Source organism: Streptomyces sp. Q6 (genome assembly GCF_036967205.1).
GTDB lineage: Bacteria > Actinomycetota > Actinomycetes > Streptomycetales > Streptomycetaceae > Streptomyces > Streptomyces citrinus.
Genome location: NZ_CP146022.1, coordinates 6,519,154 through 6,540,641, shown reverse-complemented (window position 1 = coordinate 6,540,641; position 21,488 = coordinate 6,519,154). Strand labels below are relative to the sequence as shown.

The following is a 21,488-nucleotide window of genomic DNA, read 5'->3' as shown; positions in this document are numbered from 1 at the left end:
AATGCGTCATCTCATATCTGAGATAACCTGCCCCTATGGCAGACGACTACCTCGTACGCATCGGCAAGCTCATCCGTGACGCCCGTCAGCACCGGGGCTGGACACAGACGCAGCTTGCCGAGGCGCTCGGCACCAGCCAGAGCGCCGTGAACCGGATCGAGCGCGGAAACCAGAACATCAGCCTTGAGATGATCGCCCGAATCGGTGAAGCCCTGGACAGCGAGATCGTGTCCCTCGGTTACGCGGGCCCGATGCATCTGCGGGTGGTCGGCGGACGCCGACTGTCCGGCTCGATCGACGTGAAGACGAGCAAGAACGCGTGTGTGGCGCTGCTGTGCGCGTCGCTCCTGAACAAGGGGCGCACCGTACTGCGCCGCGTCGCCCGCATCGAGGAGGTCTACCGCCTCCTGGAGGTCCTCAACTCCATCGGCGTGCGCACCCGCTGGATCAACGACGGCGTGGACCTGGAGATCGTGCCGCCCGCCGAGATCGACATGGACGCCATCGACGCGCAGGCGGCCCGCCGCACCCGCTCGATCATCATGTTCCTCGGCCCGCTGCTGCACCGCATGGACCGCTTCAAGCTGCCGTACGCGGGCGGTTGCGACCTCGGCACCCGCACCATCGAGCCGCACATGATCGCGCTGCGCCGGTTCGGCCTCGACATCACGGCGACCGAGGGCCTGTACCACGCCGAGGTGGTGCCGGACGTGGCGCCCGACCGCCCGATCGTGCTGACCGAGCGCGGCGACACCGTGACGGAGAACGCGCTGCTGGCCGCGGCCCGGCACGACGGCACCACGGTCATCCGCAACGCCTCGTCGAACTACATGGTCCAGGACCTGTGCTTCTTCCTGGAGGCCCTGGGCGTACGGGTCGACGGCATCGGTACGACGACGCTCACCGTGCACGGGGTGCCGCAGATCGACGTCGACGTCGACTACTCCCCGTCGGAGGACCCGGTCGAGGCGATGAGCCTGCTGGCCGCCGCCGTCGTCACGGAGTCCGAACTCACCGTCAGGCGGGTGCCGATCGAGTTCCTGGAGATCGAGCTCGCGGTGCTGGAGGAGATGGGGCTCGACCACGACCGCACGGCCGAGTACGTCGCCGACAACGGCCGCACGCGCCTCGTCGACCTCACGGTCCGGCCCTCCAAGCTGGAGGCGCCGATCGACAAGATCCACCCGATGCCGTTCCCGGGGCTGAACATCGACAACGTCCCGTTCTTCGCGGCCATCGCGGCGGCGGCCCAGGGCAAGACCCTGATCCACGACTGGGTCTACGACAACCGCGCCATCTACCTGACGGACCTCAACCGGCTCGGCGGGCGCCTCCAACTCCTCGACCCGCACCGGGTGCTGGTGGAGGGCCCGACCCGCTGGCGCGCGGCCGAGATGATGTGCCCGCCCGCGCTGCGGCCCGCCGTCGTCGTCCTGCTCGCCATGATGGCGGCCGAGGGCACGTCGGTGCTGCGCAACGTGTATGTCATCAACCGCGGTTACGAGGACCTGGCGGAGCGGCTCAACTCCGTGGGCGCCCAGATCGAGATCTTCCGCGACATCTGAGGGTCATCGGTGTGAGGGTGGGGCGCATGACGCGCCCCACCCTCCGGCTGTCCGCCCTCGCCGCCCTGCCCGCCGTGTGCTGCGCGCTGGCGCTGCTCACCGGATGCGGGAGCGGTTCGGCGGACGGGAACGACACGTCCCCCTCGCCCGGCGGCAGTCCGACGGGCTTCGGCGCGCCGATCGCGAGCCGCTCCCCCGCCGTCGGCACCGGTTCGAAGGACCCCGACGACCTGAACGGGGACGGCCACCGCGATCTGCTGCTGCCGCTGGAGACCCCCGGCGGGGAGCCGCAGTGGGAGCCCTCCGACGGGCGGCTGCTGGTGGTGTACGGGTCCTCGCACGGGCTCGATCCGGCGACCCGGTCCGTGTACGGACGCAGCGACCTGGGGCTTCCCGCCGCTGAGTCGTACTCGGGAGTCGAGCGACCCGAGGGCGTCGACGCGCGGTCCGCGGCGAGCGCCGATCTGGACGGCGACGGGTTCGCCGATCTCGCACTGCCGATCATCGGCAAGGAGCGGGCCACCGACGGGACGTACGCGGCCCAGCGGTACACCGTGTACGTGGTGTGGGGTTCCGCGCGCGGTCCCGGCGGCAGCGGCGGGAAGGCGACACCCATGCGGCTCCCCGCGCGGGCCGCCGCGTCGGGCCTCGACTCGGTGGTGCGCGGGGACTTCGACGGGGACGGGCGACTCGACCTGGCCGGACGTGCGGTGTCGGGAACCACGGCGTGGCTCCTGTACGGGCCGTTCGACCGGGCGACGGGGGCGCCCGCCCGCACCGGGACGCTGCCGATGTCCGGAGGGTCGCTGTACGCCGACGACGTCGACCCGACCGGCGAGCACCCGCGCGTCACGCCCCTCCTGGCGCACGACGGGGACGACGGCGAGCAGACCGGAAGCACGCTCTACACGGCACCCACCACCGGCCGGGGCCGTGAACTGCGTGAGGGCAACGCCCACGCCTTCGGCGACTTCGACGGCGACGGGCGGCGCGACGTGGCCGTCGGCGACGACGGGAGCCGCAACGACGAGCCCGGCGCCGAGACCGAGGCGCCCGACGTCGACGGCTCCCTGACCGTCTACCCGGGCGACGGTGGAACGCCGGTCGACCAGGAGCTGCCCGAGGCCTCCCGGCGCCGCCGCGGGTTCAGCAGTCCGCTCGTGTACGTGGCGGCGGACCCGGACGGCGACGGTCGCGACGGGATCCTCGTGCCGACGTTCGACGCGATGGTGCTGCTCGACGGGATCGGTGACGGGGGCGGTGCGCGGCAGGTGGAGGTCGCGCGGCAGGGGCCGGCCCGCGCGCAGGGCAAGAAGGTCCGTGCCGAGCGGCGGCCCGCGCGGCCGTACGGCGCCGCGGACTTCGACGGGGACGGACGGGACGAACTGGTGCTGACCTGGGGCGCGGACAGCATGTTCGGGCTCTACGGGGAGGACCCCACCCACTGGTGGATCACGGACGGGATCTCGGACCGCGACCGGGCGGTGTTCGACGCCACCCGATGGGTGAAGCCGCGGGTGTACGCCTCCCCGACGAACTGAGGTCAGGCCCTCAGGACGTCGCGAACTCCCTGATGGCGGCGGCCAGTTCGCGGGGGCGGTCCAGCGGGATGAGGGTGCCGCACTCGTCCAGCTCCACCAGACGTCCCCGCGGGAGGAGGTCGGCCAGGCGGCGGCCGTGCGCGAGGGGCATCATCTTGTCCTGCTTGCCCCAGACGACGAGCGCGGGGCGGTCGTAGGTCCGCAGGGCGTCCGCCGCCTCCATCATCTCCGTCCTCACACCCGAGCGGAGATAGCGCAGCAGGACGGCCCGCGCCGCAGGGTCCTTGCGCAGCGGCTCGACCCAGCGGTCGATCAGCTCGTGCGGAACGGGCCGGTACGACATCACCGCGTATCCGGTGCCGGGCATCCGGCGCAGCGGGCGGACGGACAGGACCGCCGCGAGGAGCGCGATGCCGCCGGGGACGCGGGCGGCGACATCGAGGAGCTTCCCTGCCGGGCCCGGCGGATAGTTGTCGAACGCCTCGCAGCCCGCGATCACCATGCGGCCGACCCGCTCGGGGCGTTCGGCGGCGAGCTGCTGGAGACGGCCCGCGTCGTTCTCCACGAACACGGTCTCGTCGCCCAGCTTCAGCGCGTCGGCGAACTCGCCGATGAGCAACGCCATGGAGTGCGGGGTGAGGTGAGCGCCGGGCCGCAGCGGTGTGCGATGGCTGCCGTACGGGAGGGTGGGGACGATACAGCGGACGGACGCGCCGAGTTCGTCCACGACGTGTCGCCACACCGTGCCGTCCTGGGCGAGCCCGTGGAGGAGGACGACGGGCGTGCCGTCGCCTCCCGTGTCGTCGTACGCGATCGGACCTACGGAGAGTTCGGTCTGTAGCGTCATGGGCCGATGCTAGGGCGTCGCCGGGCGCTGTGGCGTCGCCGGGTGTTGCGGTCTGTCCGGGGCGGGGGTTGGGCGTACTGCGGTGTGTCCGGGGCGCGGCGTGGCCGGTGTGTGCGCGGTGTCACGGCAGGACGGCGAAGCCGTCCAGTTCGATCAGTGCCTGCTCGTCCCAGAGCCGGACGATGCCGACGACGGCCATCGCCGGATAGTCGCGGCCTGCCAACTCCTTCCATATGCGCCCCAGTTCGGGCGCGTGCTCCCGGTACGCGGCGACGTCCGTGACGTAGACCGTGACGCGGGCGAGGTCGGCGGCGGTGCCGCCCGCCGCGTGCAGTGCGGCGAGGAGGTTCGACAGGGCGCGCCTGAACTGCTCGGGAACCGTACTGCCGACGACCTTGCCGTCCGCGTCGAGGGCGGTCTGGCCCGCGAGGAAGACCAGGCGGCCGCCGGTCGCGGTGACGGCGTGCGAGAAGCCGGTCGGCGGGGAGAGGTGGGGCGGGTTGACGCGGCGCAGGTGGCCGTTGGTGTCCGTCACGCTTCGACCCCCTGCTCCCGGTACAACTCCGCGGCGATGATGGCGCGTTGGACCTCGCTGGCGCCCTCGTAGATGCGCGGGGCCCGGACCTCCCGGTAGAGGTGTTCGAGGAGGTGCCCGCGTTGCAGGGCGCGGGCGCCGTGCAGTTGGACCGCGGTGTCGACGACGTGCTGCGCCGCCTCTGTGGCCAGGAGTTTCGCGAGGGCGGCGCGGCGTACGACGTCGGGGGCGCCGGCGTCGTACGCGCTCGCGGCGGCGTACACCGCGAGGCGGGCGCTCTCCGTGCGCACCTCCATGTCGGCGACCTGGTGGGCGACGGCCTGGAGGTCCTTCAACTTGCCGCCGAACGCGTCCCGTTGGGCGGTGTGCGCCAGCGTCGCGTCGAGCGCGGCCTGCGCCATGCCCACGGCGAAGGCACCGACGCTGGGGCGGAACAGGTTCAGGGTCGTCATCGCGACACGGAAGCCGCGGTCCACCTCGCCGAGGACGTCGTCCGCGGTGACGGGCACCCCGCCGAAGTCCAGGGCGCCGACGGCGTGCGGAGCGATCAGGTCGAGCGGGGTGCCGGTCAGGCCGGGGCGGTCGGCGGGGACGAGGAAGGCGGTGACGCCACGGGCGCCGGCCTCGGGGGTGGTGCGGGCGAAGACCGTGTAGAAGTCCGCCTCGGGGGCGTTCGAGATCCAGCACTTCTCGCCGGTCAGCCGCCAGCCGTCGCCGTCACGGGCGGCCCGCAGGGCCAGCGCCGCGGCGTCGGAGCCCGCGCCGGGCTCGCTCAGCGCGAAGGCGGCGACGGTCTCGCCCGCGCGGACCCCCGGCAGCCAGCGCTCCCGCTGCGCGGGCGTGCCGTACGCGTGCACGGGGTGGGCGCCGAGCCCTTGCAGGGCGAGTGCGGTCTCCGCCTCGGTGCAGACGCGGGCCAGCGACTCGCGCATCAGGCAGAGGTCGAGCGCGCCGGAGGTGAACAGGCGCTCCAGAAGGCCGAGTTGGCCGAGTTCGGCGACGAGCGGGCGATTGACGCGGCCCGGTTCGCCCTTCTCCGCGAGGGGTGCGAGGCGCCGCGCGGCATGATCGCGCAGCTCCGCACACCAGGCGAGCTGTTCCGGTTCGAGCGAGAACGTGCCCATACGCCGGTGCTCCTCTCCGGGCGGGCGGCGCCGCTTCGCCTCCGGCCCTCACGGAACCGTATCGCGCTCCATTGACTGTCGTCACCATCACGATACGCTCGATGCGCGGCCGCCCGACACCGCGGCGGCCAGCGGCCCACTACAAGGGGGCGCCCGGCCATGACCTCCCCATCCACACCGCCGACGACCAGCCCGCATCCCGGCCTGTCACCCTCGGGCCACCGCGACACCTTCGCCCGCGACCACCTGCCTCCCGCCGCGCTCTGGCCCGGCCTCGTCCTCGACCCGCCCGAGCTGCGTCGCTCCGGGCCGCTCAACTGCGGCGCCGAGCTCCTCGACGCGACCGTGGAGCGGTTCGGCGCGGACCGGCCCGCGTTCCACTCCCCCGGACAACCCCCGTGGTCGTACGGGGAGTTGCAGGTCACCGTCGACCGGATCGCACACGTCCTGACGGACGATCTGGGTGTCGTGCCCGGCAACCGCGTACTGCTGCGCGGCCCCACCACCCGCCATCTGGCGGCCTGTTGGCTGGCCGTGATGAAGGCGGGCGGCGTCGCCGTGACCGTGCTCGCGCAGGCGCGGCCGGGCGAGCTGGCCACGATGTGCGAGATCGCCGAGGTGGGCCACGCGCTGTGCGACGTACGGTCGGTCGACGATCTGGCGAAGGCCGAGGCGCCGGGGCTGCGGATCACCACGTTCGGCGGTGACGGCCCCGACGACCTACTGCACCGGGCCGCCGCGAAGCCGTCGTCGTACGAGGCCGTGGCGACCGCGGCCGACGACGTCGCGCTGATCGCCTTCACCTCGGGGACCACCGGGCGGCCCAAGGGGTGCATGCACTTCCACCGGGACGTGCTCGCCATCGCCGACACGTTCTCCCGGCACGTCCTCAAGCCCACCCCCGACGACGTGTTCGCGGGCAGTCCGCCGCTCGGCTTCACCTTCGGGCTCGGCGGGCTCGTCGTGTTCCCGCTGCGCGCCGGGGCGTCGGCGCTGCTGCTCGAACAGGCGGGCCCGCGGCAGCTGTTGCCCGCGATCGCCGAGCACCGGGTGTCGGTCCTGTTCACCGCGCCGACGGCGTACCGGGCGATGCTGGCGGAGACCGGACCCCGCGATCTGTCCTCGCTGCGCCGCTGCGTCTCCGCGGGCGAGAACCTGCCCGCGGCGACCTGGCACGCCTGGCAGGAGGCGACGGGGCTGCGCGTCATCAACGGCATCGGCGCCACCGAACTGCTGCACATCTTCATCTCCGCCGCCGACGACGCGATCCGGCCGGGCACGACGGGCCTGCCCGTGCCCGGCTGGCAGGCGCGGATCGTGGACGCGGACGGCACCGAACTCCCGGACGGGGAGCCGGGGTTGCTCGCCGTGCGCGGTCCGGTCGGCTGCCGCTACCTCGCCGACGAGCGGCAGACCGACTACGTACGGCACGGCTGGAACATCACCGGGGACACCTATGTCCGCGAGCCCGACGGCTACTTCCGGTACGTGGCCCGCGCCGACGACATGATCATTTCCGCCGGGTACAACATCGCGGGCCCGGAGGTCGAGGACGCGCTGCTGCGCCACCCCGACGTGACGGAGGCGGCGGTCGTCGGGCGGCCCGACGAGGAGCGCGGGCAGATCGCGGTCGCGTACGTCGTGCTGCGTCCCGGCGCCCGGCGCGACACCGGGACGGCGGACGCGCTGCGGGAGTTCGTGAAGGCGGAACTCGTGCCGTACAAGTGCCCACGCGTGATCGAGTTCCTGGACGCGCTGCCGCGCACGGCGACGGGGAAGCTCCAGCGGTTCCGGCTGCGCGAGCCGGGCCGGACCGTAGAGTGATCAGGTGTCCGAGCAGCCCTTTCACAGCAGCAGCACCCACACCCCGCGCTCCCTCATCGTCACCCTGTACGGCGCCTACGGACGCGACTTCCCCGGTCCCGTCCCGGTCGCCGAGCTGATCCGGCTGCTCGGCGCGGCCGGGGTCGACGCGCCCGCGGTGCGCTCGGCCGTCTCCCGGCTCAAGCGCCGCGGCCTGCTGCTGCCGGCGCGGACGGCCGAGGGCGCCGCCGGATACGCGCTGTCCGACGACGCCCGCCAGCTCCTGGACGACGGCGACCGCCGGATCTACGGCAGCCGGGACGCGGCGGGCGGCTGGGTGCTCGCCGTGTTCTCCGTCCCCGAGTCCGAGCGGGCCCGGCGCCACGTCCTGCGCTCTACGCTCACCGGCCTCGGTTTCGGCACGGCCGCGCCGGGCGTGTGGCTGGCGCCGGCCGGCCTGTACGAGGAGACCCGGCACACGCTGGAGCGGATCGGCTGCTCCGGATACGTCGACCTGTTCCGCGGCGAGCACCTGGGCTTCACGGCGACGGCCGACGCGGTGGCCCGCTGGTGGGACCTGTCCGCCCTGGCCAAACTGCACGAGGCGTTCCTCGACGAGCACGAACCCGTGCTGCGCGCCTGGCAGGGCCGCGTCGACACGCCGCCGCGGGAGGCGTACCGCGACTACCTGCCGGCGCTCGACTCGTGGCGGCATCTCCCGTACGCGGACCCGGGGCTGCCCGCCCGGCTGCTGCCCGAGGGCTGGCCGGGGATCCGCTCCGCGGAGGTGTTCCGGGCGCTCGACGAGCGGCTGCGGACCGCCGGGGCCCGCTTCGTGCAGGCCGCTTCGTGAAGACCGCATCAACGACACATCGGAAGTGATCCCCGCCACATGAGAGGGTGCTAAGGGAACCCTCAGGTCTCTCCGGCCCTCTTCTCAGAATGCGCGCTTAGCGTCGTGACGTATGAGTCTGAAGCGCAATCTGAACCGGGCCCTGTCCGCGGCCACGGGTCTCGAGGTCCGCCGGGCCGGGAGCGCACCGAAGGTGACGCCCCCGGCCGCCAGGGCCCCGCAGCCCGCGAAGCGCGCGGCGGCGGCCGTGACGTATCGAACGACCGGCGACCTGGCGACCGATCGGCTGCTGCGACGGCCGGTCTTCATCATGTCTCCGGTGCGCTCCGGCTCGACCCTGCTGCGCATGCTGCTCGACGCGCACCCGCGGCTGCACGCCCCGCACGAACTGCACATCCGCCGCCTGGAGGTGGGCTACGGCAGCAAGCTGTCGGAGCGGGCCATGGACGCCCTCGACCTGGGCCGCGGCGATCTGGAGCATCTGCTGTGGGACCGCGTCCTGCACCGTGAACTCACCCGTTCCGGCAAGGACTTCATCGTCGAGAAGACGCCGAGCAACGCCTTCGTCCACCGGCGGATACGCGACTGCTGGCCCGACGCCCGCTTCGTGTTCCTGCTGCGTCACCCCGCCTCCATCGCCCGGTCGTGGCACGAGGGCGACCCGGAGAAGCGGACGTACGAGGAGGCGTGCGCCGACGCGCTGCGCTACATGAAGGCCGTCGACCACGCCCGCAAGGGCCTCACCGGCGGGCACACCGTGCGCTACGAGGACCTCACCAAGGACCCCGAGGCGAAGCTGCGCGCGCTGTGCACCTTCCTCGGCGTGGACTTCGAGCCGTCGATGCTGGAGTACGGCAAGAAGGACGACACGCAGATCCAGAAGGGCCTCGGCGACTGGCGCGACAAGATCCGCACGGGCAGCGTGCAGCAGGGCCGCCCGCTGCCGCAGGACGACGAGATCCCCGAGATCCTGCGGCCCATGAGCCAGGCGTGGGGGTACCTCAAGTGAAGCCCCGGGCCGAGGTGGAGCAGGTGTGGCCGCGCGACGGGCGGATCCGGGTCGTCGGCCGCCTGCACGGGCTGACCGACGGTGCGGGGGCCCGCTGGCGGCTGCTGCTGACCCGCCGCTCACGCACCGAGCACGTCCTGCGCTACGACGCCGAGCGGGAGGGCGCGGACTTCACCTGTACGTGGAAGGTGTCCGACCTCGCCGCGTACGACGGCTTCACCGGCACCGAGCAGTGGGACCTGCACCTGACGGACGGGTCCCACACGCTGCGCGTCGGCCGCAAGCTCGACGACATCCGCGGCAAGAAGGCCGTGATGGTGTACCCCGAACAGCCCGTCCCCGGCGCGGACTTCGCCGTACGGCCGTACTTCACGGTCGAGGACAACCTGTCGCTGGAGTGTCGCTCATGACGACTCCCGTGAAGGTGAGATACCTCCTCCTGCACGCGTACGGACGCGGCGGCACCATCCGCACCGTCTTCAACCAGGCCAACTCCCTCACGGCGGCGGGCTGGGACGTGGAGATCGTCAGCGCGGTGCGCCGCCGTGACGAGCTCCAGTTCCCGCTGGACACGCGCGTCCGCGTCCGCACGCTCGTCGATCTGCGCGAGAGCGCCGAGGCGCCGCCGGAGCCCGCGCGCGGCCTCGCCGGCCGGTGGCGCGCCCGCAGGCGCGAGCGGCTGATCGACCGGCCGGCGCGCGAGATACCCCGCGGCGAGTTCGGCTACCGGTACTTCGACCGGCGCCTCGAACTCGCCCTCGCCGACTACCTGCGCTCGCTCACCGACGGCGTGCTCGTCACGACGCGGCCCGCCCTGAACTTCCTGTCCGCCGCCCACGCCACGAACGGCGTCGTGCGGGTCGCGCAGGAGCACATGAACCACGGCACGCACCGGCCGGACGTGCAGCGGCGGATCGTCGAGACCTACGAACGCTTCGCGGCGGTCGCCGTTCTGACGGAGCGTGATCGCACGGAGTACGCGCGGCTGCTGCCCGGCACGCGCGTCGTGCGCATCCCGAACGCCGTGCACTCGCTCGACCAGGTCCCCTCGAACCACGAGGCGAAGATCGTGGTCGCGGCCGGCCGGCTGTTCCCGCAGAAGGGCTTCGACCTGCTGATCACCGCGTGGGCGAAGCTCGTCGAGGCCTACCCCGACTGGCAGTTGAGGATCTACGGCAGCGGCGAGAAGAAGGCGCAGCTGCGCGCCCTCATCGAGGAGCACCACCTCTACAACCACGTCTTCCTGATGGGCCACACCGACCGCCTCGACGACGAACTCGCCAAGTCCTCTGTGTACGTGCTGAGTTCACGGTTCGAGGGCCTGCCCATGGTGATGATCGAGGCGATGGCCCACGCCCTCCCGGTGGTCTCCTTCGACTGCCCGACGGGCCCCTCCGACGTGCTCACGCACGGCGTGGACGGTCTGCTCGTGCCGGAGCAGGACCCGGACGCCCTCGCCGACGCGCTCGGCCGCCTCATGGGCGACCACGACCTGCGTACGGAGATGGGCACGGCGGCGCTCCTGACGGCCGCCGCCTACGGGCCCGACGCGGTGCACCCGCGCTGGGAAGCCCTCTTCACCGAACTGACCACCCCCGATGGCCTGCGGCCCGCGCCCGGCGCCGCGAAAGGACAGCACGTATGACTACGGCCACGACGACCCGCCCGCAGGGAGCCACGATCTGGCTGACGGGGCTGCCCAGTTCCGGCAAGACCACGGTGGCGCGCGCCCTCGCCGGACGGCTGCGTTCCGAGGGGCACCGGGTCGAGGTGCTCGACGGCGACGAGATCCGCCGCTTCCTGTCGGCGGGCCTCGGCTTCAGCCGCGAGGACCGCAACACGAACGTGCAGCGCATCGGCCTGGTCGCCGAGATCCTCGCCCGCAATGGCATCCTCGCCGTCGTACCCGTCATCGCGCCCTACGCCGACAGCCGCGAGGCCGTGCGCAAGCGGCACGCGACGAGCGACACCCCGTACCTCGAGGTGCATGTCGCCACTCCGGTCGAGGTGTGCCGCGAGCGCGACGTCAAGGGCCTGTACGCGCGTCAGGCCGCGGGGCAGCTCAAGGGACTGACCGGCGTCGACGACCCGTACGAGCCGCCGGTCGACCCGGATCTGGTCCTGGAGACGCGGCACCGGACGCCGGTGGAGTCGGTGGCCTCGGTGCACGCGGTCCTCGCGGCGAGGGGGCTGGTGTGAGCGACTCACCGTACGCGCTGAGCCACCTGGACGCTCTGGAGTCCGAGGCGGTGCACATCTTCCGTGAGGTGGCGGGCGAGTTCGAGCGGCCGGTGATCCTCTTCTCCGGCGGCAAGGACTCGATCGTCATGCTGCACCTGGCGCTCAAGGCGTTCGCGCCCGCGCCGGTGCCGTTCCCGCTGCTGCACGTCGACACCGGGCACAACTTCCCGGAGGTCCTCGCGTACCGCGACCGCGTCGTCGCCGAGCACGGGCTGCGGCTGCACGTCGCGCACGTGCAGGACTACATCGACCGCGGTGTGCTCAAGGAGCGCCCCGACGGGACGCGCAACCCGCTCCAGACGGTGCCGCTGACGGAGAAGATCCAGGCGGAGAAGTTCGACGCCGTCTTCGGCGGCGGGCGCCGCGACGAGGAGAAGGCACGCGCCAAGGAGCGGGTGTTCTCCCTGCGGGACGAGTTCTCGCAGTGGGACCCGCGCCGCCAGCGCCCCGAGCTGTGGCAGCTCTACAACGGCCGCCACGCGCCCGGCGAACACGTCCGCGTCTTCCCGCTCTCCAACTGGACCGAGCTCGACGTGTGGCAGTACATCGCCCGCGAGCGGATCGAGCTGCCGGAGATCTACTTCGCCCACCGGCGCGAGGTGTTCGACCGGGGCGGCATGTGGCTGACCGCCGGGGCGTGGGGCGGCCCCGAGGAGGGCGAGATCCCACAGAAGCGGCAGGTGCGCTACCGCACGGTCGGCGACATGTCCTGCACGGGCGCCGTCGACTCCGACGCCGAGACGCTGGAGCAGGTCATCGCGGAGATCGCGGCGTCCCGGCTCACCGAGCGCGGTGCCACGCGCGCCGACGACAAGATGTCCGAGGCCGCGATGGAAGACCGCAAGCGCGAAGGGTACTTCTAGACATGAGCACATCCACCGCGGCCGAGGTCGGCACGCTGCGCCTGGCCACGGCCGGTTCCGTCGACGACGGCAAGTCCACGCTGGTGGGCCGTCTGCTGCACGACTCCAAGTCGGTCCTCGCCGACCAGCTGGAGTCGATCTCCCGCACGGGCACGCCGGACCTGGCGCTGCTCACGGACGGGCTGCGCGCCGAGCGCGAGCAGGGCATCACCATCGACGTGGCCTACCGCTACTTCGCGACCCCGCGCCGCCGCTTCATCCTCGCGGACACCCCGGGGCACGTGCAGTACACCCGGAACATGGTCACCGGCGCGTCCACGGCCGAGCTCACCGTCATCCTGGTGGACGCGCGCGACGGCGTCGTCGAGCAGACCCGCCGGCACGCGGCGATCGCCGCCCTGCTGCGCGTGCCGCACGTCGTGCTCGCCGTGAACAAGATGGACCTGGTCGGCTACGAGGAGTCCGTGTTCGCCGCGATCACCGAGGAGTTCGCCGCGTACGCGCGGGAGTTGGGCGTATCGGCGGTCACCGCGATCCCGATCTCCGCGCTCGCCGGTGACAACGTCGTGGAGCCGTCCGCCAACATGGACTGGTACGGCGGCCCGACCGTCCTGGAGCACCTGGAGACGGTGCCGGTGTCCGCCGAGCCGTCCGGGACGCCCGCCCGCTTCCCCGTCCAGTACGTCATCCGGCACGGTGAATCCCGTTACTACGCCGGGCAGTTGGTGTCCGGCACGCTGCGCGTCGGCGATGCCGTGACCGTGCACCCGTCGGGCCGTACGACGACGATCGTGGGCCTGGACGTGCTCGGCACGGAGGCGGTCGAGGCCCACGCGGGGGCCTCGTTCACGGTGCGGCTCGCCGATGAACTGGACGTGGCGCGGGGCGACTTGATCGCTCCGGCGGACGACCGGGCGCCGGTCGTGACGCGGGACGTGACGGCGGCGGTGTGCCATCTGGCGGATCAGCCGTTGGTGGTGGGGCAGCGTGTTCTGGTGCGGCACACCACGCGGACGGTGAGGGCCGTCGTCAGGTCGCTGGACGGGGCGGACACCTTGGGCGTGAACGACCTCGGGCGGGTTGTGCTGCGCACGGCGGAGCCGGTTGTCGTCGACGATTACGCGGCGATTCGGCGGACCGGGGCGTTCTTGGTCGTGGACCCGGTGGAGGGGACGACGTTGACCGCGGGGATGGTGGTGCTGCCCGGGTAGATCTGTCGGCGGGTGCGGGTTCGGTGGGGGCTGGTCGCGTGGTTCCCCGCGCCCCTGAAAGCTTGCGGCTTCGCCGCGCTTTCCCCCAGCGAGCTCGCGGACCCGCCACCCGCGACGAAACCCTCACCCCGGCAGGACAAGGCGTGGCCGGGGGTCGTCCGAGCGTCCTGTCTGCGGGCGGCGGCTCCCCGCGCGGTACGGCTCGGGCCAGACGACACCCGGCCCCGTGTAGCCCTGCTCCGCGGCGGCGTGCAGCGTCCAGTTCGGGTCGTACAGGTGCGGCCGGGCCAGCGCGCACAGGTCCGTACGTCCGGCCAGGACCAGCGAGTTGACGTCGTCCCACGACGAGATCGCCCCGACCGAGATCACCGGGATCCCGGCCTCGCCCCTGATCCGGTCCGCGTACGGCACCTGGTACGAGCGCCCGTACGCGGGCCGCTCCTCCGCGACGACCTGCCCCGTGGACACGTCGATCGCGTCGGCGCCGTGCGCGGCGAAGGCCCGCGCGAACGCCACGGCGTCCTCGGCGCCGGTACCGCCCTGCGCCCAGTCCGTCGCCGAGATCCGCACGGTCATCGGCCGGTCGTCGGGCCACACCCCGCGCACCGCGTCGAAGACCTCCAGCGGGAACTTCAGGCGGCCCTCCAGGGAACCTCCGTACGCGTCCGTGCGCCGGTTGGTCAGCGGCGACAGGAAACCGGACAGCAGATAGCCGTGCGCGCAGTGCAGTTCCAGGAGGTCGAAGCCGGCCCGCGCCGCGCGCCACGCCGCCGACACGAACTCCTCCCGGATCTCCTCCAGTTGGGCGGCGGTCAGCTCGCTCGGGGTCTGGCTGACACCTGGCTTGTACGGGATCGGAGAGGCCGCCACGAGCGGCCAGTTGTCGTCCGGGTCGGGCAATGGTTCGTCGATGCCCTCCCACATGAGCCGCGTCGATCCCTTGCGGCCGGAGTGCCCGAGCTGCACCCCGATCGCCGTGCCGGGCGCCCGGGTGTGCACGAACTCCACGATCCGGCGCCAGGCGGCGGCCTGTTCGGGGGTGTAGAGCCCGGCGCAGCCGGGGGTGATGCGGCCCCGCGGGCTCACGCACACCATCTCCGTCATCACCAGGCCCGCCCCGCCGAGCGCCCGCGCCCCCAGATGCACGAGGTGGAAGTCCCCGGGCACCCCGTCGACCGCCGAGTACATGTCCATCGGCGAGACGACGACCCGGTTCCGCAGCCGCAGCCCGCGCAGCGCGAACGGGGTGAACATCGGCGGCGTACCCTCCGGGCAGCCGAACTCCCTCTCCACCGACTCCGTGAAGCGTGCGTCGCGCAGCCGCAGGTTGTCGTGCGTGACGCGGCGCGAGCGGGTGAGCAGGTTGAAGGCGAACTGGCGCGGCGGCTGGTCCAGGTAGCGGCCCAGCTCCTCGAACCACTCCAGGCTGGCCCGCGCCGCGCGCTGCGTGGAGGCGACGACGGGGCGGCGTTCGGCCTCGTACGCCTTCAACGCCGCACCGGTGGTGGGGTGTTCGTGCAGGCAGGCGGCGAGCGCGAGGGCATCCTCGACGGCGAGCTTGGTGCCGGAGCCGATGGAGAAGTGAGCGGTGTGCGCGGCGTCGCCGATGAGGACGCGATTGCCGTGCGACCAGCGGTCGTTGACGACCGTGCGGAAGGTCAGCCAGGACGAGTTGTTGGACTTCAGGCCCCGCCCGCCGAGCGCGTCCGTGAAGATCTTCGCGCTGCGCTCCACCGATTCCCGTACGTCCATGTCGTCGAAGCCGGCCGCCCGCCACACCTCCTCGCGCATCTCGACGATCACGGTCGACTCGTGGTCGCTGAACGGGTAGCCGTGCAGCTGCATCACGCCGTGCTCGGTCTCGGCGATCTCGAAGCGGAACGCGTCGAAGGCGAAGTCGGCGGCGAGCCAGATGTAGCGGTTGCGGTGCTCCTCGATGTGCGGGCGGAACGCGTCGGCGTACGTCTCGCGCGTACGGCTGCGCACTCCGTCGGCGGCGATCACCAGGTCGTGCGCCGCGGAGAGCTCGGCCGCGGGCGGTGCCTCCGTGCGGAAGCGCAGCTCGACGCCGAGCTGGCGGCAGCGGCCCTGCAGTATCTCCAGGAGACGGCGACGGCCGAGTGCCGCGAAGCCGTGGCCGCCCGAGGTGTGCCGGACGCCGCGGTGCACGATGTCGATGTCGTCCCAGCGCACGAACTCGTCGCGCAGCGCAGCGTAGACGACCGGGTCGGCGTGCTCGATGCCCCCGAGGGTCTCGTCGGACAGGACGACGCCGAAGCCGAACGTGTCGTGCGGCGCGTTGCGCTCCCAGACGGTGATCTCGCGGTCCGGGTCGAGGCGTTTGAGGAGCGCGGCCGCGTACAGGCCGCCGGGGCCACCGCCGACGACGGCGATCTTCTGGGGACGCACTACGGCGTCACCTCCCCTGCCACTTGGGCGGGCGCTTCTCGGTGAAGGCCGCGTGGAACTCGGCGTAGTCCTCGCCGTTCATAAGCAGCGCCTGGGTCGCGGCGTCCATCTCGACGGCCGCGGCGAGCGGCATGTCGAGCTCGGCGGTGAGCAGCGCCTTGGTCTGCGCGTACGCGAGGGCCGGGCCCTCGGCGAGGCGGTGGGCCAGGGCGAGGGCGGCCTCGTCGGCGCGGCCCTCCTCGGTCACCTCGCTGAGCAGGCCGATCCGCTCGGCCTCCGGGGCGCGGACGGGGTCGCCCAGCATGAGGAGCCGGGTGGCGTGGCCGAGGCCGACGACGCGCGGCAGGAGGTAGGCGGCGCCCATGTCCCCGCCGGACAGGCCCACCTTGGTGAACAGGAACGCGAACCGGGCGCTCGGGTCCGCGACCCGGAAGTCGGCGGCGAGGGCGAGCACGGCGCCCGCGCCCGCGGCGACCCCGTGCACGGCGGCGATCACCGGGAACGGGGCCTCGCGCACGGCCCGTACGACCTGCCCCGTCATCCGGTTGAAGTCGAGCAGCTGCGCGGTGTCCATGGCGAGGGTGGCGCCGATGATCTCGTCCACGTCGCCCCCGGAGCAGAAGCCGCGCCCCTGCCCGGTGAGGACGAGGGCGCGGACGGACTTCTCGCGGGCCAGCTCGGCGAGCAGGTCGCGCAGATCGGCGTAGGCGCCGAACGTGAGGGCGTTGAGCTTCTCGGGCCGGGCGAGCGTGACGGTCGCGACGCCGTGCGCGTCCACGGTGTACGTCAGGTGGCGCCAGGTCTCGGTGCGGGGGGCGGAGCCGGTGAAGGGACTCATACGGGTGCCTCCGACGGACGGCGGTGCGGCGGGCGGGGCGGAGCGAGCCGAGGACGGCACATCGACGGTATCACCGCATCGTGACCGCCGTCACGAGTGCGCGATAAAGCGTCGCACGAGAGCCGGAAAGGGCCAGAAAGGGACGGACGTCCCGAGAGAGCCCGCCGGGAGCCCCTATCGCACCCGTCGTACCATTCATAAGGTTGAAAGCAGGACGGTCACCCCGTGTCACCGGCGACGTCCCTCCAGCCAGCCCGTCCCCGAGCCGCCTCCGAGGACCCCGCCTTGCCCCCTCCATCGACGCCCACCTCGTGGCGTATCGCCCTGCCGCACACGTCGGCCGCCGTACCGGTCGCGCGCGCTCTGGTGCGGACCGCGCTGACCGAGATCGAGTCGCCGGCGGCCGACACGGACACCGCCGAGCTGCTCACGGCGGAGCTGGTGGCGAACGCGGTGGAGCACACGACGGGTGACGCGCCGATCGAGCTGGTCGTGGAGCTCCTGGAGTCCGGCTGTCAGGTCGAGGTGCACGACGCGGACCCGGCGCCGCCCGCGGACCTCACCAATCCGGACGACGCCGAGGCGCCCGATCCCTGGCAGGAACACGGCCGCGGCCTGCTCCTCATCCGCACGCTGTCCTCCTCGTGCGGGCACCGCCCCACCGATTCCGGCAAGGCGGTCTGGTTCACCCTTCCCGCGGTACCGGCGCAGCGCCCGCCGTCGGAGGCGTGACCGCGCCGAGCCGCGAGTTCCGGCGCCCGTAGAAGGCGTACACGAGCGCGCCCACGGCGACGAACACCACGAACTGCACCCACGTCGTCCAGCCCGTGCCCCAGATCAGGTAGAGGCACATCGCGATGCCCAGCACCGGGCTCAGCGGGTACAGCGGAACCCGGAACGAGCGCCTCAGCTCCGGGTGCGAGCGGCGCAGCGCGACGACCGCGACGTTGACGACGGCCATGATCGCGAGCGTCCCGATGGTGGTCAGGTTGACCACGACGTCCAGCGAGGCGAAGGCCGCGGGGATCGCGAAGACGGTGGCGACGATCCAGGTGTTGGCCACGGGCGTCGCCGTCCTCGGGGAGACCCGCTCGAAGGTCCGCGGGATCAGTCCGTCCCGGGACATCGACATCAGGATCCGCGTCTGCCCGTACATCACGGCGAGCACGACGGACGCGATGGCGACGACCGCGCCGAACGCGATGATGCCGCCGCCGACGGACGAACCGGTGACCTGGTCGACGACCAGGGAGAGCGCGGCGGGCTTGTTCCCGACCTCGTCGGCGCCGAGCGCGCCGATGGCCGCGACGGCGACGGCGCAGTACAACAGTGTGACGACACCGATGCAGATCATGATCGCCACGGGGATGTTCCGCCGCGGGTTCTTGACCTCCTCACCCGCCGTGGTGATCGCGTCGAAGCCGATGTACGAGAAGAAGGCGAGCGAGGCGCCCGAGGTGATACCGCCGACGCCCTCGGCCATGAACGGCGTCAGGTTGTCCGCCTGGAAGGCACTGAAGCCGATGGCGCAGAACGCGATCAGGATCCCGATCTTGAGGACGGCCATGGCGGCGGTGGCCCCCGCGCTCTCGCGGATACCGCGCACGAGCAGGGTGGCGGCCATCAATATCACGATCACGGCGGGCAGGTTGATCACTCCGCCGTCGCCGGGCCCGGCGGACAGCGCGGCGGGGATCTGCCGGCCGAAGAGGCTGTCGAGCAGCTCGTTCAGGTACTGGCTCCAGCCGACCGCGACGGCCGACACCGAGACGCCGTACTCCAGGAGCAGGCACCAGCCGACCAGGAACGCGATGCGCTCGCCGAGGGTCGCGTAGGCGAAGGAGTACGAGGATCCGGAGACCGGGATGGCGCCGCCCAGCTCGGCGAAGGAGAACGCCGTGAAGATGCAGGTGACGGCGGCGAGCACGAAGGAGACGATGACGGCGGGCCCGGCCTCGGCGACCGTGTCGGACAGGCCGACGAAGATGCCGGTGCCGACGATCGCCCCGACGCCGAAGCACACGAGCTGGAAGAGCCCCATGGTGCGCTTGAGCCCGTGCCCCTCCAGGTCGGCGCCGGACTCGGCGATGAGGGACTCGGGGGACTTGATGCGCAGCCCTGTGGGGGTGGGCGACATGCGGTGGTGCTCTTTTCTTGTGGTGCGGGTGTGCGGCGGGGTGTGCCGCATGCCGGTGGGGCCGGAGAAGGTGTTCCGGCCCCACCAGTTTGAACAGTTATGGGTGACTTAGGTGGCTTATTACGGCCGGCCGAGCGTGGCGACCATGACGGCCTTGATGGTGTGCATCCGGTTCTCGGCCTCGTCGAAGACCACGGAGTGCTCCGACTCGAAGACCTCGTCGGTCACTTCGAGGGACTCCAGACCGTACTTCGCGTGGATCTCCCGGCCGACCTTGGTGCCGAGGTCGTGGAAGGCGGGGAGGCAGTGCAGGAACTTCACGTCCGCGTTGCCCGTCGCGCGCAGCACGTCCATCGTGACCGCGTACGGCGTGAGCGCCTTGATCCGCTCGTCCCAGACCTCCTCCGGCTCCCCCATGGAGACCCAGACGTCGGTGACGACGAAGTCGGCTCCCGCGACGCCCTCCTCGACGGACTCGGTGAGCGTGATGCGCGCGCCGCTCTCGGCGGCCAGCGCGCGGGCCCGGGTGACGATCTCGTCGGCGGGCCAGTAGGCCTTCGGCGCGACGATCCGTACGTCCATGCCGAGCAGCGCGCCGGTCACCAGGTACGAGTTGCCCATGTTGAACCGGGCGTCGCCGAGGTAGGCGAAGGCCGTCCCGGTCAGCGGCTTGGCGCAGTGCTCGGTCATGGTGAGCACGTCGGCGAGCATCTGGGTGGGGTGCCAGTCGTCCGTCAGACCGTTGTAGACCGGCACACCCGCGAATGCGGCGAGGGTCTCCACCGTCTCCTGCGCGTCACCGCGGAACTCGATCGCGTCGAACATCCGGCCGAGGACGCGGGCGGTGTCCTTGCTCGACTCCTTCTTGCCGATGTGCGAACCGGCCGGGTCGATGTACGTCGTCGAGGCGCCCTGGTCGGCGGCCGCGACCTCGAAGGAGCAGCGGGTCCGCGTCGAGGACTTCTCGAAGATCAACGCGATGTTCTTGCCCTTGAGGTGCTGCTTCTCCGTCCCCGCCTTCTTGGCGGCCTTCAGCTCGGCGGCCAGCTCGACCAGGCCTCGGAACTCCTCGGCGGTGAAGTCCACCTCCTTGAGGAAGTGGCGGCCGGCGAGGTCGGGGCGGGCGGTGGTCGCCATGGGGCGCTCCTGGGGTACGACGGGGGGACGGGACAGTGACAACACTGGAAGTCTATACGACCATCCACATTTCTATACGGGGTCCCGTTCGACGGGGCAGCTCATGCAGCGGGGGCCGCCCCGGCCCCGGCCCAGCTCGCTGCCCGGGATCTCGATGACCTCGATGCCCTGCTTGCGCAGGTAGGTGTTGGTCGTGGCGTTCCGCTCGTACGCGACGACGACCCCGGGCTCGACCGCCAGGACGTTGCACCCGTCGTCCCACTGCTCCCGCTCGGCCGCATGCACGTCCTGCGTGGCGGTCAGGACCCGGATCTCGCTGAGTCCGAGCGCGGCGGCGATCGCGCGGTGCATGTGCTCCGGCGGGTGGTCGGTGACCTTCAACTCCCTGGGCGACGAGCCCGGTTCGATGGTGTACGAGCGGAGCATGCCGAGCCCCGCGTACTGCGTGAACGTATCGCCGTCGACCATGGTCATCACGGTGTCGAGGTGCATGAAGGCCCGCCGCTTCGGCATGTCGAGCGCGACGATGGTGCGGGCCGAACCCGCCGCGAACAGCTTGTGCGCGAGCATCTCCACGGCCTGCGGGGTGGTGCGCTCACTCATCCCGATGAGCACGGCGCCCTGCCCGATGACCAGTACGTCGCCGCCCTCGATGGTCGACGGGTAGTCGGCCTGGCCCTCGGACCAGACGTGGAAGGTCTCGTCGCGGAAGAGCGGGTGGTGCCGGTAGATCGCCTCGAAGTGGACGGTCTCGCGCTGCCGGGCGGGCAGACGCATCGCGTTGATGGAGACGCCGTCGTAGATCCAGGCCGAGGTGTCCCGGGTGAAGAGGTGGTTGGGCAGCGGCCCGAGCAGGAAGTCGTCGAGCTCCATCGCGTGGAACCGGACGGAGGTCGGCTCCGGGTGCGCGTCCAGGAACTCCCGCTTGGTCATGCCGCCGATCAGCGCCGCGGCCAGCTCCTCGGACGGCAGCGTCTCGAAAGCGGCCCGCAACGGGCCCGTGGCCAGCGGCCCGTACTCCTTCTCGTCGAAGACGCGGTCCAGGACGAGGGAGCGGGCCGCGTCCACGTCGAGCGTCCCGGTGAGCAGGTCGCCGAAGAGGTGCACGGTCACGCCCCGGTCGCGCAGCACGTCGGCGAACCCGTCGTGCTCCTGCCGCGCCCGACGCACCCACAGCACGTCGTCGAAGAGCAACTGGTCCTTGTTGCTGGGCGTGAGCCGCTTCAGCTCCAGATCGGGCCGGTGCAGAATGACGCGGCGCAGCCGCCCGGCCTCGGAGTCGACGTGAAATGCCATGGAGTCATCTTTCCCCGGGGCGGGCGGGTATGCGCGGCCGCCCGGACCTGCTGAGAACCAGCGGCGAAGCCGCAAGCCC

The 21,488-nt window shown here is 71.9% G+C and carries 19 protein-coding genes; 11 read left to right on the top strand and 8 right to left on the bottom strand.

The features are described 5' to 3' along the window. The first annotated feature begins 35 nt into the window (after nt 1–35). Both V2W30_RS30440 and V2W30_RS30435 read left to right on the top strand, forming a co-directional pair. Nucleotides 36–1,565 (top strand): UDP-N-acetylglucosamine 1-carboxyvinyltransferase, encoded by a 1,530-nt coding sequence (locus V2W30_RS30440; protein WP_338701522.1) that lies wholly within the window; start codon nt 36–38, stop codon nt 1,563–1,565. A gap of 26 nt (nt 1,566–1,591) precedes the next feature. After that, on the top strand, nt 1,592–3,106 hold the full coding sequence (locus V2W30_RS30435; RefSeq protein ID WP_338701520.1) for a VCBS repeat-containing protein: 1,515 nt from the start codon (nt 1,592–1,594) through the stop codon (nt 3,104–3,106). A gap of 10 nt (nt 3,107–3,116) precedes the next feature. Here V2W30_RS30435 and V2W30_RS30430 read toward each other — a convergent pair whose 3' ends face one another. The 3 genes from V2W30_RS30430 to V2W30_RS30420 form a co-directional block, all read right to left on the bottom strand. After that, nucleotides 3,117–3,953, bottom strand: coding sequence for an alpha/beta hydrolase (locus tag V2W30_RS30430; protein ID WP_338701519.1), 837 nt, complete (start codon nt 3,951–3,953; stop codon nt 3,117–3,119). Between the two features lie 121 nt (nt 3,954–4,074). Further along, nucleotides 4,075–4,488 carry a RidA family protein gene (locus V2W30_RS30425; RefSeq protein WP_338701517.1) on the bottom strand — a complete coding sequence of 138 codons (414 nt, stop codon included), beginning with the start codon at nt 4,486–4,488 and terminating at the stop codon, nt 4,075–4,077. Further along, nucleotides 4,485–5,612, bottom strand: a complete 1,128-nt coding sequence (locus V2W30_RS30420) for an acyl-CoA dehydrogenase family protein (protein ID WP_338701515.1) — start codon at nt 5,610–5,612, stop codon at nt 4,485–4,487. Before V2W30_RS30420 ends, V2W30_RS30425 begins: the two co-directional genes overlap by 4 nt. 159 nt (nt 5,613–5,771) lie before the next feature. Between V2W30_RS30420 and V2W30_RS30415 the strand changes: the two genes are divergently transcribed. The 8 genes from V2W30_RS30415 (at nt 5,772) to V2W30_RS30380 (ending at nt 13,592) form a co-directional block, all read left to right on the top strand. Next, nucleotides 5,772–7,436, top strand: coding sequence for an AMP-binding protein (locus tag V2W30_RS30415; RefSeq protein ID WP_338701513.1), 1,665 nt, complete (start codon nt 5,772–5,774; stop codon nt 7,434–7,436). A 4-nt stretch (nt 7,437–7,440) separates the two neighbouring features. Continuing rightward, nucleotides 7,441–8,268 carry a PaaX family transcriptional regulator gene (locus V2W30_RS30410; RefSeq protein WP_338701511.1) on the top strand — a complete coding sequence of 276 codons (828 nt, stop codon included), beginning with the start codon at nt 7,441–7,443 and terminating at the stop codon, nt 8,266–8,268. Nucleotides 8,269–8,380: 112 nt separating this feature from the next. Then, nucleotides 8,381–9,277, top strand: coding sequence for a sulfotransferase (locus V2W30_RS30405; RefSeq protein ID WP_338701510.1), 897 nt, complete (start codon nt 8,381–8,383; stop codon nt 9,275–9,277). Further along, nucleotides 9,259–9,687, top strand: coding sequence for a hypothetical protein (locus tag V2W30_RS30400; RefSeq protein WP_338701508.1), 429 nt, complete (start codon nt 9,259–9,261; stop codon nt 9,685–9,687). Before V2W30_RS30405 ends, V2W30_RS30400 begins: the two co-directional genes overlap by 19 nt. Beyond that, complete coding sequence (locus V2W30_RS30395; RefSeq protein WP_338701507.1) at nt 9,684–10,922, top strand: glycosyltransferase family 4 protein; 1,239 nt, start codon at nt 9,684–9,686, stop codon at nt 10,920–10,922. Before V2W30_RS30400 ends, V2W30_RS30395 begins: the two co-directional genes overlap by 4 nt. After that, complete coding sequence (cysC, locus tag V2W30_RS30390) at nt 10,919–11,476, top strand: adenylyl-sulfate kinase (protein WP_338701506.1); 558 nt, start codon at nt 10,919–10,921, stop codon at nt 11,474–11,476. Before V2W30_RS30395 ends, cysC begins: the two co-directional genes overlap by 4 nt. After that, nucleotides 11,473–12,381 carry a sulfate adenylyltransferase subunit CysD gene (gene cysD, locus V2W30_RS30385; RefSeq protein WP_338701504.1) on the top strand — a complete coding sequence of 303 codons (909 nt, stop codon included), beginning with the start codon at nt 11,473–11,475 and terminating at the stop codon, nt 12,379–12,381. Before cysC ends, cysD begins: the two co-directional genes overlap by 4 nt. A 2-nt stretch (nt 12,382–12,383) precedes the next feature. Further along, on the top strand, nt 12,384–13,592 hold the full coding sequence (locus V2W30_RS30380) for a sulfate adenylyltransferase subunit 1 (protein WP_338701502.1): 1,209 nt from the start codon (nt 12,384–12,386) through the stop codon (nt 13,590–13,592). Nucleotides 13,593–13,715: 123 nt separating this feature from the next. Here V2W30_RS30380 and V2W30_RS30375 read toward each other — a convergent pair whose 3' ends face one another. Together V2W30_RS30375 and V2W30_RS30370 are read right to left on the bottom strand one after the other, a co-directional pair. Beyond that, nucleotides 13,716–16,001: a bifunctional salicylyl-CoA 5-hydroxylase/oxidoreductase gene (locus V2W30_RS30375; RefSeq protein WP_338701500.1), complete on the bottom strand. Its 2,286-nt coding sequence runs from the start codon at nt 15,999–16,001 to the stop codon at nt 13,716–13,718. 7 nt (nt 16,002–16,008) lie between these two features. After that, entirely contained in the window at nt 16,009–16,839 is an 831-nt protein-coding gene (locus V2W30_RS30370) for an enoyl-CoA hydratase family protein (RefSeq protein ID WP_338701498.1), read from the bottom strand. 285 nt (nt 16,840–17,124) lie between these two features. Between V2W30_RS30370 and V2W30_RS30365 the strand changes: the two genes are divergently transcribed. Further along, a complete protein-coding gene (locus V2W30_RS30365) occupies nt 17,125–17,571 on the top strand; it encodes an ATP-binding protein (RefSeq protein ID WP_338701496.1) in 447 nt (148 codons plus the stop codon). Here the strand turns inward: V2W30_RS30365 and V2W30_RS30360 are convergent. The 3 genes from V2W30_RS30360 to V2W30_RS30350 form a co-directional block, all read right to left on the bottom strand. Then, a complete protein-coding gene (locus V2W30_RS30360) occupies nt 17,525–18,976 on the bottom strand; it encodes an amino acid permease (protein ID WP_338701494.1) in 1,452 nt (483 codons plus the stop codon). The two genes, V2W30_RS30365 and V2W30_RS30360, sit on opposite strands and share 47 nt — an antisense overlap. 120 nt (nt 18,977–19,096) lie before the next feature. Continuing rightward, complete coding sequence (gene argF, locus V2W30_RS30355) at nt 19,097–20,113, bottom strand: ornithine carbamoyltransferase (RefSeq protein ID WP_338701491.1); 1,017 nt, start codon at nt 20,111–20,113, stop codon at nt 19,097–19,099. A gap of 72 nt (nt 20,114–20,185) precedes the next feature. Then, nucleotides 20,186–21,409 carry an arginine deiminase gene (locus V2W30_RS30350; protein ID WP_338701489.1) on the bottom strand — a complete coding sequence of 408 codons (1,224 nt, stop codon included), beginning with the start codon at nt 21,407–21,409 and terminating at the stop codon, nt 20,186–20,188. Between the last annotated feature and the right edge of the window lie 79 nt (nt 21,410–21,488).

What these genes read in the sequence shown, in the direction of transcription:
- V2W30_RS30435 (WP_338701520.1), top strand. Translation starts at nt 1,592, where the DNA reads ATGACGCGCCCCACCCTCCGGCTGTCCGCCCTCGCCGCCCTGCCCGCC.
- V2W30_RS30430 (WP_338701519.1), bottom strand. Translation starts at nt 3,953, where the DNA reads ATGACGCTACAGACCGAACTCTCCGTAGGTCCGATCGCGTACGACGAC.
- V2W30_RS30415 (WP_338701513.1), top strand. Translation starts at nt 5,772, where the DNA reads ATGACCTCCCCATCCACACCGCCGACGACCAGCCCGCATCCCGGCCTG.
- V2W30_RS30370 (WP_338701498.1), bottom strand. Translation starts at nt 16,839, where the DNA reads ATGAGTCCCTTCACCGGCTCCGCCCCCCGCACCGAGACCTGGCGCCAC.
- cysC (WP_338701506.1), top strand. Translation starts at nt 10,919, where the DNA reads ATGACTACGGCCACGACGACCCGCCCGCAGGGAGCCACGATCTGGCTG.
- V2W30_RS30350 (WP_338701489.1), bottom strand. Translation starts at nt 21,409, where the DNA reads ATGGCATTTCACGTCGACTCCGAGGCCGGGCGGCTGCGCCGCGTCATT.
- V2W30_RS30380 (WP_338701502.1), top strand. Translation starts at nt 12,384, where the DNA reads ATGAGCACATCCACCGCGGCCGAGGTCGGCACGCTGCGCCTGGCCACG.
- V2W30_RS30395 (WP_338701507.1), top strand. Translation starts at nt 9,684, where the DNA reads ATGACGACTCCCGTGAAGGTGAGATACCTCCTCCTGCACGCGTACGGA.
- argF (WP_338701491.1), bottom strand. Translation starts at nt 20,113, where the DNA reads ATGGCGACCACCGCCCGCCCCGACCTCGCCGGCCGCCACTTCCTCAAG.
- V2W30_RS30360 (WP_338701494.1), bottom strand. Translation starts at nt 18,976, where the DNA reads ATGTCGCCCACCCCCACAGGGCTGCGCATCAAGTCCCCCGAGTCCCTC.
- V2W30_RS30440 (WP_338701522.1), top strand. Translation starts at nt 36, where the DNA reads ATGGCAGACGACTACCTCGTACGCATCGGCAAGCTCATCCGTGACGCC.
- V2W30_RS30405 (WP_338701510.1), top strand. Translation starts at nt 8,381, where the DNA reads ATGAGTCTGAAGCGCAATCTGAACCGGGCCCTGTCCGCGGCCACGGGT.
- V2W30_RS30420 (WP_338701515.1), bottom strand. Translation starts at nt 5,612, where the DNA reads ATGGGCACGTTCTCGCTCGAACCGGAACAGCTCGCCTGGTGTGCGGAG.